Source organism: Streptomyces atroolivaceus, from assembly GCF_000717025.1.
GTDB lineage: Bacteria > Actinomycetota > Actinomycetes > Streptomycetales > Streptomycetaceae > Streptomyces > Streptomyces atroolivaceus.
The window spans coordinates 138,339-150,890 of sequence record NZ_JNXG01000012.1; the positions used below are offsets into that span (position 1 = coordinate 138,339).

Below are 12,552 nucleotides of genomic sequence, written 5' to 3' on the forward strand. Positions count from 1 at the left end.
CCCGGCTGGTGCGTCACCCGTACGCACGGGTGGCTTGAGGGCCCGGCATGGCGCTGGTGCCGGTAGACAGAGAAGGTCATCAATCGGTGGTTTGTGGGCACGGCACGTGCTCGAACTGCTGCCCCATGGGATGCAAAGGAAGCCCCGCACATGAGTGTGTCCACCACCGAGCCACCCACGCTCGTCCCTGTCGAAGGTCGTGGGGCCGGAAGTGTTTTGATCAGCTGGCTGACCACGACGGATCACAAGAAGATCGGTCACCTCTATCTGGGTGCGTCGTTCTTCTTCTTCATCGTCGGCGGCGTGATGGCCCTGCTGCTGCGTGCGGAGCTGGCCCGCCCCGGGTTGCAGATCCTGTCGAGTGAGCAGTACAACCAGACGTTCACACTGCACGGCACGATCATGCTGCTGCTTTTCGCGACTCCGACGTTCGCCGGCTTCGCCAACGCGATCATGCCGCTGCAGATCGGGGCTCCCGATGTGGCTTTCCCCCGGTTGAACATGCTTTCGTTCTGGCTCTTCCTCTTCGGTGGGCTGATCGTGCTGTGCAGCCTCCTGACCACACAGGGTGCGGCCGACTTCGGCTGGACCGCCTACACGCCGCTCAGCGGGGGTGAGCGCACCCCGTATGTCGGAGGCGACATGTGGATCATGGGACTGGCGCTGGCCGGGTTCGGAACCATTCTCGGCGCGGTCAACTTCATCACCACGATCATCTGCATGCGCGGTCCGGGCATGACGATGTTCCGGATGCCGATCTTCACCTGGAACATTCTCCTGACGTCCGTCCTGGTCCTGCTGGCCTTCCCCGTGCTGGCCGCGGCGCTCCTGGTGCTGGAGGCCGACCGGCGCTTCGGAGCGCAGGTCTTCGACCCGGGTAACGGTGGCGCACTTCTGTGGCAGCACCTGTTCTGGTTCTTCGGGCACCCGGAGGTCTACATCATCGCCCTGCCCTTCTTCGGCATCATCACGGAGATCCTCCCCGTCTTCTCCCGGAAGCCGGTCTTCGGATACGTGGGGCTGGTCGGGGCCACGATCGCCATCGCAGGTCTCTCCGTGACCGTGTGGGCCCATCACATGTTCGCCACCGGAGCGGTGCTGCTGCCGTTCTTCTCCTTCATGACCTTCCTCATCGCCGTTCCGACCGGGGTGAAGTTCTTCAACTGGATCGGCACCATGTGGAAAGGGTCGCTGTCCTTCGAGACACCCATGCTCTGGTCGATCGGCTTTCTCGTGACGTTCCTCTTCGGCGGGCTGACCGGCATCATCCTGGCCTCGCCGCCCTTGGACTTCCACGTCACCGACAGCTACTTCGTCGTGGCCCACTTCCACTACGTCGTCTTCGGCACGGTCGTTTTCGCGACATTCGCCGGATTCCACTTCTGGTGGCCCAAGATGACGGGCACGATGCTCGACGAGCGTCTCGGAAAGATCCACTTCTGGACCTTGTTCGTCGGCTTCCACACCACCTTCCTCGTCATGCACTGGCTCGGCGCCGAAGGCATGCCCCGTCGCTACGCCGACTACCTCGCCGCCGACGGCTTCACCGCCCTGAACACTCTCTCCTCCATCGGTGCGTTTCTTCTGGGTGCCTCCACGCTTCCGTTCCTCTACAACGTGTGGAAGACCGCCAGGACCGGCAAGCGCATCGACGTCGACGACCCGTGGGGCTACGGCCGCTCCCTGGAGTGGGCCACCTCCTGCCCGCCCCCGCGGCACAACTTCGTGACCCTGCCCAAGGTCCGCTCCGAATCACCCGCCTTCGACCTGCACTACCCGACCGTCGCGAAGCTGGACGAGGGCCGGCAGGCAGGCCGGCGGGACGTCTTCGAACCTGACGAAGGAGTCGCGCATCCGCTGGGCAAGGACCGTGACGACACATGAAGCCCGAACCCTTCGACGCCCCACCCCGTCGCCGCCGGGGCAGCGCAGGCCGGCACCACCCGTGCGAGGCCGGAGCACCGGAACCTCCCCGGCCGGCGAGGACCGCAGGGGTTCGACAGGTCGGGTTACTTTTTCCCGGCCGGCACCTGGTTTCCGACGTGGCGCCGGGTCGGGGAGGAGCGGCTTGGGTACCGTTCGTTTCCAGCTGTCATGGTTCCGGGACAACGGCACGCGGTCGCGGTCGTCGGCTGTTCAGGAGTCGCGCGGACCAGGGCGGCCATCTCCGGTGCCTCAATGCGGCGGCACCGAAACTCTCGTCTTGGAGGGCCAAGAATGGCTAGTGGGACCGTGAAGTGGTTCAACGCGGAAAAGGGCTTCGGCTTCATCGAGCAGGACGGCGGCGGGCCGGACGTGTTCGCGCACTACTCGAACATCGCCGCTCAGGGTTTCCGTGAGCTTCAGGAAGGTCAGCGGGTGAACTTCGATGTCACCCAGGGGCAGAAGGGCCCGCAGGCGGAGAACATCACCCCTGCCTGACGCGAGCATCGCATGGCGCCCGCCCGCGCCTGTGCCGTCGTCATGCACTCCGCGCGGGCACTCCCCCACGGCCGGGCCCACCGGCCTCGCTGTTCCGTCCGAGACGAGGCGGCTTCGCCGATCACCCGTTGTCGAGTGATCACGACGGCGGGGCGCTGACCTCACCGCCGTCGGCGAGCAATCATCACCACGAGAGCGGTCGCGGTCCGGCCCGGATCATGCCCGCTGCCGTCGAGTGGCCGGACAGCAGCCGCCACGAAGGCCGGCCCTGGACGGCCAGGCAGCTCCAGTCCCGCAGGGGGCACGTGTGCTGCCACGACGGGCTCGGCGCCCACCGTCGGCCCGCTGCTGCCACCAGGCCGCCGGACCTGCAGGTTGGTCAGCGGTGTTCGCTCGCGGGAGAGACGCCGGCCGCGCGAGGGCTCTAAAGCACCCATGTCCGCCCTCCTCGCGTTCCTGCGGTCCGCATCGCCGGCTTTCTGCGCCCGGGTGGACGAGGCGATCACCGTCCTCCCGGCGCACCTGGGCCGGGCATGTCAGCTGTCCCGATGCGACAAGCGCGCTCACAGCTTCCACGGCACCGTTACCGTCGCTTCAGACCGACTCCGGCTCCGCTCGTGAGCCACCGGGCCCACGGCCGTGACAGGAACCTGCGGCGCGTGGCCTGCCGTCAGCCGGCTACGCGGCCTCGACGCACTCCCCACCAGGACACGTACCGCCTCACCCTCATGCGCACGGTCGTGAGGAGCATGCTCGGACGGCTCGGTCCCCACTTGTTGATGGCGCACCGCGGGCGTGTTCTCGAAGCGCGGACGAGAGTGCGTCACGCGGGGGTGCGCGCCCTCGCCCACGCCGCCGGCCCGGTCATCGGTTGGTGGTCCCCTCGTCAAATCTTCCGGGCGGCGTGCCGCCACACCAACCCTTTACCCCCCTCAGCATTTCACGTCAACGAATGAACCCTATTAAGATGATCACCTTTCCGACGGTGCCCGATAGCGGTGACGTTGGGTCAGTTCTACCGACATGACGCCTGATAGTTTCTGGCGACATCGCAGGAAGCGGGCTGCAATCGTTGATGCCGGGACGGTCTCGTCGCCAGGGGGGCGACCGTGCCTGTTCGGGATTCGACTCCGCCTGTCGTGCGTTCCAGTCAGACGTTCATGCCTTGGGGGGCATCCATGATCGCCAGCCGTTCCGCTCGCGCCTCGATGACAGCCGACGCGGACTTCGCCACCTGATCGGCGCGCCGCTGCGGCCGTGGGCTGCCTGGCTCCGTCTCCTCGCTTAACCTCACCGGTGGCACCCGGCAGGCCTTCTCCGTAGTCCTGGCCACTTCTCCGGTCCGGGACTCGCCGGCCGAGGGGTTAGCGGGGGCGTAAGCCTCCGGCGTACACGCAGAGGGGCCACTCCGCGTCAGCCACACATCCAGATCTCGCTGGCGTGCGGCAGCACTTCGAGTGGGTTCCGCGCCGCTCCCGTCAGGGCCTGAACCAGCGCGTCCGACACCTCTGTGCCGCCCCCGGCCAAAAGGACGGAGGGAACGACTGTTGACGGGCACGGGCCATCCTGTCGCCCCACGGTGCGTGAGCGCGGAGGGCGGGCGTTCTCCGCACCCGGGTCCTGAACCTTCGTCACGGCTGCCTCAGCAGGGGCCGCCAGGAACAGTCGGCGAGCAGTCCGGGGTCCGGTTCGCTGCCGGCCCCTTCCCAGCATGACGGCACAGGTGCGGGTCGAGCCTCGTGCGCGGTTCACAAATGTCGAGGCAGGGACGGGTCTCCTCATGGAATTCCCGAGCTCTAGGGCAGGGAGTGCCATGAGGATATCCATATCCGCCTTGTTCCGTTTTTTCGATGAAAGGAAGTCTGATGAACATCAAGCGCCTCGCCGTGGCCGGCAGCCTTGCTCTGGCTGTCACCGGATCGGCTCTCGTCTTCGCGGCTCCGGCCAGTGCCATCATCTCGTGCAGTGACTACCACGCCTGCCTTCACTACAACTCCGACTACAAGGGCGCGCTCTACGATCAGCTGTACGACACCCCGGACTACGCCGGCCGCACCTTCGAAGCGAGCCTCGGCGGCAGCAACGGGGCGGGGCAGCAGGTCAAGAACAACGCAGCCTCCGTGGACAACTGGGACCAGGTGAGCCGGGTGCGGATCTACTACAACTCGAACTACGACGGCTCCTACGCCTACCAGACCATTGCGAAGTACGGAAAGGCGAACCTCAACGCGACGATGAAGAACAACAACGCCTCCGGAGAGTTCATCGACTACGGATCGGCTGCGCGGTAGTCACCTCGATGCTGCGGGACTCGTACCGACGGGTCTCCGGAACGGCATCGGAGAGCATTTCATGACGGAGGGCGCTCCGCCTGGCGGCATCTGGCGGAGCGCTCCTCACACGTCCCACCACCGCACCGAAGTCCTGAAGGAAAACGCCAATGGGAATCTCCCTTCCCCGCACTCTCTCGGTTGTTGTTCCGGTCTCGCTGGTAGCAGCACTGCTCGCCGGCTGCGGCAACCCACTCGCCGATCGGACAGGCGGGGATGCGAAAGGCTCCGGCCAGGGCGTTCCTCCTGAGATCGAGATCCCGACGATAACCACGGCAGTGCTAGACCCCGTCCCCGTCGAGGCATACCTGCTCACCGAGGAGCAGTGGACAGAACTCGGGAAGGCCGAGTCCGTGCTGCGCGCGCGGTGCATGAAGAGTTTCGGCATCGCGTACGAGGAGCCTGCCTTTGCCGTGCCGTCCGCCGGCCAGACCATCTCGCAGTACCGTTACGGCAAGCTCGATCCTGCAAAGACCGCTGTCTACGGTTACAAGAATCCCGAAACCCAGTCCCCCGGTGCTCTGTCCGATGCCGAAAGCAGAGCTGCCAAGGAAAGGCAGATGAGGACCCACGCCAATATGCGTAGGGTCCTCCACGGCACCGACAACCCTGCGGAGAAGACCGGCGCGGGCGGCCAGGATGTGAACGGCCGGAAGGTGCCCGCGGGGGGCTGCATCGGTGAGGCGCAGCAGAAAATGGGCAACTACGGGGACGCGAAAGTCGCCAACGACGTGAATCTGGACAGTTTCGGTAAGTCGCTCCAGGACGAGCGGGTACTGGCCGTCTTCGCCAAGTGGTCTCGCTGCATGGAGGAGAAGGGGTACAACTACAGGACCCCGATAGAAGCCTCCGGCGACAAGAGGTGGTTCGGCGAGAGGGCCACCGCCCAGGAGAAGACCGTCGCCACCGCGGACGCCGAGTGCAAGATCGAGAACAACGTCGCGGGTGTCTGGTACGCGGTCGACGTCGCCTACCAGAAAGAGGCGATCGAGGGGAACGCCGAGGAGCTCGACCAGGTGCAGAAGGCAGTGGAGGACCAGCTGAAGGTCGCTGCCGAAGTCCTGGGAGGCTGACGGTGACCGTCACGAGGAGCGTGGGCGACGACGTCGGTGAGGAGCCGAGCCGGGACGACGGACCGGCGGTCTCCGGGACGGTCCTGTCGCGGCGGCGGTGGGTGGTGACGGCGGCGGCAGGTGCCGTGCTGCTGGCAGGGGCGGGCGTCGGGGCCTCGACTCTGATCAAGTCACCGGCACAGGCCGCGGCGGACGCGGCGGCGCCCGAGCCCGATGTCCTCAGTGCGGTGGTGGACGAGCGGGTGCTGAAGGATTCCGTGATCCTGCGCGGGACCGTGACTGCGGGGCAGTCCGTCGAGGTCACACCCGTGTTGGCGGAGACCGGGGACAGCGGGACGCGGACCGTGGTGACCAAGTTGCCGGTAGGGGCTGGGGACAGGGTCTCCGAAGGCCAGGTCGTGCTGGAGGTCTCCGGTCGGCCGGTGTTCGTGATGAAGGGGACTCTGCCGGTGTACCGGGACCTCAAGCCCGGCAGTGTGGGCGACGACGTCAGGCAACTGCAGAAGGCCCTCGCGTCCCTCGGACACCACACCGGGCGCGACGCCCCAGGAACGTTCGGAGCCGGTACGAAGACCGCGTTGAGCGCGTTCTACCGGGACATCGGTTACGACGCGCTGCCCGCCTCGCCGGACGAGGAAGACAAGATCGGGGCGGCCCGGGAGGCGGAGACCACCGCCCGACGCGCTTACCAGGACGCCCGGAAGGCGCTCGAATCCACCTCCGGCCCCTCTCGCACGGCTGCTGCTTCCGACGGTGCGGAGGACGGTAAGGGAGGCACTGATCCGGAGACGATCCTGGCGAGGGCCGCCGAGGACCTGCAGAAGGCCGAGGATCTGCTCGCCGAGGCGGAGGCCGCCGCGGGGCCGATGCTGCCTTCCGGAGAGGTGGTGTTCCTGCGCGGGTTTCCGGCACACGTCGCGAAGGTGTCCTCTGCCATCGGGTCGCCGGCAGACGGAGCGGCGCTGACCCTCGCCGCAGGGGAACTGGTGGTGCACGGTTATGTACAGGAGACCCAGAAGGGGCTGATCAGGGCCGGACACCCCGTCGAGATCCTCTCCGAACTGTCGGGAGCGGTGGTGAAGGGTGAGGTCAGCTCGGTCGCTGACTCCCTCTCCCTCTCCGCCGGCACCGACCCGGCATCCGCCGGCGGGGAGGAGGGGACGGCGTCGGGCGCCGTACCCGCCACGCCCGACGGGTATCTGATCGTGGTCAAGCCGGGCGAGGCCTTGTCCTCGAAGGTACTCGGCGAGGACATGCGACTCACCATCGAGACGGGGTCCACCGAGGGGAAGGCGCTGGTGGTCCCGGTCACCGCTGTCTCTTCGGGTGCGGACGGCAGGAGCACGGTCACCGTGCTGGAGGAGAGCGGCAAGCAGCGCCGCGTAGCAGTGAGGGCCGGCACCAGCGCAGACGGCTTCCTGGCCGTGAACCCGGCCGACGACGGTGCTCTGGCCGCAGGTGACAGGGTGATCACGGGCGTGAAGGGCACTACGGGGATGCAGAGGTGACGGCACGGCACCATCACGTCCCGCCGGTGATCGAGTTCAGGAGCACGGCGCTGACCTATCCCGGCCCACCACCGGTGGAGGCCTTCAAGCCCTGCACACTGCGCGTCGGGCGCGGCGACTTCGTGAGTGTGGTCGGGCCTTCCGGATCGGGTAAGTCGACGTTCCTGAACATCGCGGGGTTGCTGGACGCGCCCACCGGCGGCACCTATCTCCTCGACGGCATGGACACCGGGGCGCTGAAGGACGCGGAGCGCACCGCCCTGCGCGGCCGAAGGATCGGTTTCGTGTTCCAGTCCTTCCATCTGCTGCCGCACCGCACCGCGTTGGAGAACGTGATCCTTGGCATGACCTACAACGGCGTCCCGCGCACCGAACGCGCCGCCCGCGCCCGGCAGACGCTGGTACGGGTCGGGCTCTCCGGCCGGCTGGACGCTCTTCCCACCCGTCTGTCCGGCGGTGAGCGTCAGCGCGTGGCGATCGCACGAGCCGTGGCGGGCCGGCCGTCGTTGCTTCTCTGTGACGAGCCCACCGGAAACCTGGACACCCGGAACGCCGAGTCCGTGCTGACGCTGCTCGAGGAGTTGCACGCGGACGGCATGACGGTACTCGTGATCACTCATGACCCGGCCGTCGCCGCCCGTGGGAGGCGGACCATCACCATCCGGGACGGGGTACTGGACGAGCAGGGACCGGGAGTGGCCGCGTCATGAGTGAACGACTCGACGAGGTACCCGACGCGTCTCAGCGAGCAGGCCGTGAGGCCGGCGGGGAGTCGGCACACCCGCGTCCGGCCCTGCAGAAGCGGCGGTTCGGCCGACGCATGCGCAGAAGCCGCAGCGCCGCTGTTGCACCCTCCACCTTCGACATCCGCGATCTGCTGTCGGAGTCGCTGGCCGGGCTGCTGCAACGTCCGGCCCGCTCGGCGCTCACAGCCATGGGTACGGTGCTCGGGGTCGGCACCTTCGTCGCCATTCTTGGGCTGACTTCGACCACGTCCTCCCAGATCGACGCCCGCTTCTCGGTCCTCACCGCCACCGAGGTGAACGTCGAGGACGTCGCGAGTGACCGGAACCCGTATGCCGGCCTGGCGTTCCCGAAGGATGCCGACCGACGCATCGAGGCACTGAACGGGGTCAAGGACGCCGGCGTCTACTGGACGGTGCGACTGGACGAGGCGAACTCCGTGAGATCTTCGCCGGCCTCGAAGGAGGGAGAGCGGTCCACGGTGGTCGCCGCCTCTCCTGGTGTCCTGCGAGCCGCGGACCCGACGATGGCTCAGGGCCGCACTTTCGACGCCTTCCACGAGGAGCACGCCGAGCAAGTGGCGGTCATCGGTGCGGGGCTCGCCTCCCGGATGGGCATCACCACCCTGGAGACCCACCCGGCAATCTTCATCGGTGACACACCTTTCACGGTGATAGGCATCGTCGCCGATGTCGAACGCAAGGCCAACCTGCTGCTGTCGGTCGTGGTTCCCCGCTCCACCGGGCTCGCGCTCTGGGGGGAACCCACCGATGAACCCGCGAAGATGCTGATCTCCACCCAGATCGGCGCGGCCCGGCAGATCGCTCACGAGGCACCCACGGCGCTACGCCCGGACCACCCCGAATACCTCCGGTCCATACCTCCGCCCGACCCGAAGACACTGCGGGCCGACGTCACCAGCGACCTGAGCCAGCTCTTCCTCCTCATGGCCGCCGTCTGTCTGGCCATCGGCGCAGTCGGCATCGCCAACACCACCCTGGTCGCCGTCCTGGAACGCACGGGCGAGATCGGCCTCCGCCGCGCGCTGGGCGCACGGGGTCGGCACATCACACTCCAATTCCTCGCCGAATCGGCTGCCCTCGGCTCGTGGGGAGGGCTCTTCGGCACCAGTCTGGGCACCCTCACCGTCCTTCTGGTGGCCGTCCTGCGCGACTGGACCCCTGTGATCCACCCCGGCACCGTCGCCGCCGCGCCGCTCATCGGCCTGTGCACCGGGCTGCTCGCCGGTCTCTACCCGGCGCTGCGTGCGTCCCGCGTCCAACCGGCAGAGGCCCTGCGCCGATAGGCGAGGGCCTTCCGCCGCACAGGACATCACGCCCCTCGAGGTGGCCCGGGCACTGCCCACACGCGCCCGGGCCGAGGGCTGGCCGCCCCTCAGCTTCTACGGCACGCCGCCTCCCGTCGCTCTGAACCGACGCCGAGGGACGCCGGGCGGTTCAACCAGCCGGAATTCCGGAGAGTGGCCCCGTGTGCCAGGGGTGGTGGCGCCGGTCGGCCGTGCACCGAGAACGGCCGCGCACGAACGGGGCTGCGGGGGTGGGTCGTCCACTGAACCCACCTGAGGTGACTGCCGGTTGCCCCGTCGAGGCACAGGCCCGAAGGACGCCGCGTGGCAGGCGTGCTGTCTTCGGTGGTGGCGAGAGAGGCGAGCAGAAGCAGGCCCTCTTCCGAGGGGCAGCCTGGCGCGGCGGTGCAGGCGGTCATGTGGAGGCCGGTTCCACGGCCAGGTCGAGGGACTCGTAGGCCAGGGCGAGTACGCCGATGGCGGGGTGCTGGAACCGCTTGGTGCCGGTGCCGTGCCGACGGACGTCGTGTGCTCCCCAGCGGGTGCGGAGTTCCACGGGCCCCGGCCGGCGTGGGCCCGCAGATGGATCCCAGGATGGGGGGTCCCGTGCTCGATCGGAGCCGAGAGCTTGGGAAGGAGGCGTGACCCAGGTTCCCACCCCGGGACCCGGGCCCCCCGGGGAGGATGCCAGGATCGGTTGCCATGTCGATGGGGTGGCAGTTACGCGCTCTGCGGTCCGCGCTGTTCGCGGCCGTGTGCGTGGCCCTGGCATCATCCGGCCACGTCCTCATGTCGGGACGACCGGTCCCCTGGTGGGCCCTGGCCGTGTGCGCGGGCGGTGTCGGGGCGCTGGGGTGGCTCGTGGCGGGCAGAGAACGGGGGCCCGCCGGCGTCGTCGGTCTCACCCTCGCGGTGCAGGCGGCCCTGCACGGTGTCTTCGTACTGATCCAGACGGAACAGCAACCGGCCCGGGCCGGCAGTCCCGTCCTGGCACTGCGATGGGCGGATGCTCTCCTGTGCGGTCCGCACCAGGACCCGGCGGCGGCGGCACGCGCCTACGACATCGCTGAACAGGCCGGCCTCATCGACAGCATGCGGCTCCCTCCGCTCGAGGGCGGATCCTCCGCCATACTCGCCCTCGGCCACGCGTCACACGGCGTTCAAGCGGGGCAGCACCTGCACGACATGGACACGATGACCGGGGCCATGTCCTGGGGCATGCTCGCCGCGCACGCCATCGCGGCCCTGCTGTGCGGGCTGTGGCTCGCCTGCGGCGAGCGCGCGGCGTTCCAGATCCTGAGGGCCGTGGCGGACCGGTTCCACATCCCCCTGTCACTCCTCAGTGCGCTCAGGCCCCTGCCGACGCCTCCACCGGCGCCTCCTGTGGACCGTCCGGGAAGCCGACCGCGCCTCCTTCCGCTCGTGCACACACTCGTCACGCGGGGACCCCCGCGGGAGACCGCTGTCTGCTGACAGCCGGATCACGTCGACCGCGGACCACGCCGTCGGCGTACGCCCGTGCGCGCAGCGCGGGCGATTCTCCCTGCCCCGGCTCCGAGGTGTGCCCGATCGATGCGCCCTCGTCCGGGTTTCCCGGAAGGAACCGTTCCGATGATCCATGCACTGCTCCACCACGCGGTGACCGAGGACGATGTCACCGCGTGGGCCATCGACGCCGCGGCCGGCGACGGTGATGCCTTCGGGCGCGTCTTTGTCGCGCTCCACAGTGACGTGCGGCGCTACGTGGCCTGCCTCGCGGACGACGCCCAAGCAGCTGACGACCTCGTGCAGGAGACGTTCCTGCGCGCCGTGAGCAACGTCCACCTCTTCGAAGGCCGTGGTTCAGCACGGTCCTGGCTGCTGACCATCGCCCGGCGGGCCGTCGTCGACAGCCTCAGGCGCGCCGCCTCCCGGCCGCGGCCGGCCGACACCTCCGACTGGCAGACAGCCGCGGAGCGCAGTCAGCCCCGCAACCTGCCCGGCTTCGACGAGGGAATCGTCTTGATGGCGCTGATCGAATCGCTGCCGGGCGAACGCCGTGAGGCGTTCTTCCTGACACAGGTGCTGGACCTGCCCTACGACGAAGCCGCCCGCACCAGCGCGTGCCCGGTGGGCACGGTCAGATCGAGGGTCTCGCGCGCCCGCTCGATGCTCACCGCAATGCTCGACGAGAAGGCGGAGCCCGCACCGGCCTGCTGACCGAGGAGGGTGGTCACCTCGGCTGCTCGGGACCCGCACCGGAAGCAGCCTGGTCGTGGACGGCCTCGACCAGCCGCTCCCGCCTCTCGCCGACCCCGGGAAGCATCTCGGGTCGGCGAGGGGCGGGGCGCCACGGCCGGGCGGCCTGCCGGCCGGCCCCGCCCCATGGCACGCCTCGTCTCCTTCTCCCCGCGGGGGTGCTTGATCACTGGTGGACCGTTGCGGTGAGGCGTCGCAGGGCGGCCTGGGCGGGCGGGCCCCAGGTGGGTTTGCCTCCGGGGCGGCCGTGGACGCCGGCGTCCCCGATGTGGATGCCGCCGAGGGCGCGCAGCACCGCCCAGCCGCGGGCGCGGCGCAGGGTCGCGGTGTCCGGGCTCGGCCGGTAGGCCGCGTGGAAAAGGTCGACGGCGCCGTCCGGCAGCAGGACCCAGGCGGCGGCGAGGTCGCAGGCGGGGTCACCGGCGAACAGGTCACCGAAGTCGATCACACCGCAGAAGGTGCCGTCGCGGTGAGGATGTTGGCTGGATGGAGGTCCCCGTGGAGCCACACTGCCGGGCCTGCCCATGCGGGCGCGGCGGCGGCGTCCTCCCAGACCGCGCGGACGGCGTCCGGGTCGCGGACCAGCCCTCGTCCGGCGGCCGAGGCCAGCCCTCGGGTGAAGGATTCGGCGGTGTCGGCCAGCGGGCCCCCGCGGTCTCGTCCTGCGGGCGCCCCGTCGGGGGCGGGGCGGTGAAGGGCTGTCAGGAAGGTGGCCAGGGTGACGGCCGATTCCTCGGCGCGCGTCGCGGGGGCGCGGTCGGCGGGCTCGCCCGGCACCCAGGTGGTGACGAGCCAGGGCCGCGGAAGCCTTCCGGAGGGCTCGCCGAGACGCTGGGGAACGGGGATCTGCAGGGGAAGGTGCGGGGCGAGGACGGGCAGCCAGGCATGTTCCCCTGGTCAGGGGGCGTCAGGACTGCCCGGCCCGACAGCTG

The 12,552-nt window shown here is 68.9% G+C and carries 10 protein-coding genes and 1 pseudogene; 9 read left to right on the top strand and 2 right to left on the bottom strand.

The annotated features are described in order from the left end of the window. The first annotated feature begins 150 nt into the window (after positions 1-150). From ctaD to OO67_RS22730, 7 genes are all read left to right on the top strand, one after another. Positions 151-1,884: an aa3-type cytochrome oxidase subunit I gene (gene ctaD, locus OO67_RS22695; protein WP_033302988.1), complete on the top strand. Its 1,734-nt coding sequence runs from the start codon at positions 151-153 to the stop codon at positions 1,882-1,884. Positions 1,885-2,217: 333 nt separating this feature from the next. Beyond that, a complete protein-coding gene (locus tag OO67_RS22700; RefSeq protein ID WP_033302989.1) occupies positions 2,218-2,421 on the top strand; it encodes a cold-shock protein in 204 nt (67 codons plus the stop codon). Between the two features lie 1,865 nt (positions 2,422-4,286). Next, on the top strand, positions 4,287-4,712 hold the full coding sequence (locus OO67_RS22710; RefSeq protein WP_051709672.1) for a peptidase inhibitor family I36 protein: 426 nt from the start codon (positions 4,287-4,289) through the stop codon (positions 4,710-4,712). 149 nt (positions 4,713-4,861) lie between these two features. Then, complete coding sequence (locus tag OO67_RS22715; protein ID WP_157841714.1) at positions 4,862-5,824, top strand: hypothetical protein; 963 nt, start codon at positions 4,862-4,864, stop codon at positions 5,822-5,824. Between the two features lie 2 nt (positions 5,825-5,826). Next, positions 5,827-7,332, top strand: coding sequence for a peptidoglycan-binding protein (locus OO67_RS22720; RefSeq protein ID WP_244300296.1), 1,506 nt, complete (start codon positions 5,827-5,829; stop codon positions 7,330-7,332). Next, complete coding sequence (locus tag OO67_RS22725) at positions 7,329-8,042, top strand: ABC transporter ATP-binding protein (RefSeq protein ID WP_033302991.1); 714 nt, start codon at positions 7,329-7,331, stop codon at positions 8,040-8,042. The genes OO67_RS22720 and OO67_RS22725 overlap by 4 nt, the downstream gene beginning before the upstream one ends. Positions 8,043-8,152: 110 nt before the next feature. Then, entirely contained in the window at positions 8,153-9,382 is a 1,230-nt protein-coding gene (locus tag OO67_RS22730) for an ABC transporter permease (RefSeq protein WP_106972792.1), read from the top strand. A gap of 415 nt (positions 9,383-9,797) precedes the next feature. Here OO67_RS22730 and OO67_RS40880 read toward each other — a convergent pair whose 3' ends face one another. Next, entirely contained in the window at positions 9,798-9,938 is a 141-nt protein-coding gene (locus OO67_RS40880) for an MmyB family transcriptional regulator (RefSeq protein WP_382055948.1), read from the bottom strand. Positions 9,939-10,084: 146 nt separating this feature from the next. Here OO67_RS40880 and OO67_RS22740 point away from each other — a divergent pair, with 146 nt between their 5' ends. Further along, complete coding sequence (locus OO67_RS22740; RefSeq protein WP_033302992.1) at positions 10,085-10,855, top strand: hypothetical protein; 771 nt, start codon at positions 10,085-10,087, stop codon at positions 10,853-10,855. 138 nt (positions 10,856-10,993) lie between these two features. Continuing rightward, positions 10,994-11,581, top strand: coding sequence for a sigma-70 family RNA polymerase sigma factor (locus tag OO67_RS22745; RefSeq protein ID WP_033302994.1), 588 nt, complete (start codon positions 10,994-10,996; stop codon positions 11,579-11,581). Positions 11,582-11,786: 205 nt separating this feature from the next. Here OO67_RS22745 and OO67_RS22750 read toward each other — a convergent pair. Continuing rightward, a pseudogene (locus OO67_RS22750) lies at positions 11,787-12,511 on the bottom strand (phosphotransferase); the annotation flags it as partial. Between the last annotated feature and the right edge of the window lie 41 nt (positions 12,512-12,552).

What these genes read in the sequence shown, in the direction of transcription:
- ctaD (WP_033302988.1), top strand. Translation starts at nt 151, where the DNA reads ATGAGTGTGTCCACCACCGAGCCACCCACGCTCGTCCCTGTCGAAGGT.
- OO67_RS22700 (WP_033302989.1), top strand. Translation starts at nt 2,218, where the DNA reads ATGGCTAGTGGGACCGTGAAGTGGTTCAACGCGGAAAAGGGCTTCGGC.
- OO67_RS22710 (WP_051709672.1), top strand. Translation starts at nt 4,287, where the DNA reads ATGAACATCAAGCGCCTCGCCGTGGCCGGCAGCCTTGCTCTGGCTGTC.
- OO67_RS22715 (WP_157841714.1), top strand. Translation starts at nt 4,862, where the DNA reads ATGGGAATCTCCCTTCCCCGCACTCTCTCGGTTGTTGTTCCGGTCTCG.
- OO67_RS22730 (WP_106972792.1), top strand. Translation starts at nt 8,153, where the DNA reads ATGCGCAGAAGCCGCAGCGCCGCTGTTGCACCCTCCACCTTCGACATC.
- OO67_RS22740 (WP_033302992.1), top strand. Translation starts at nt 10,085, where the DNA reads ATGTCGATGGGGTGGCAGTTACGCGCTCTGCGGTCCGCGCTGTTCGCG.
- OO67_RS22745 (WP_033302994.1), top strand. Translation starts at nt 10,994, where the DNA reads ATGATCCATGCACTGCTCCACCACGCGGTGACCGAGGACGATGTCACC.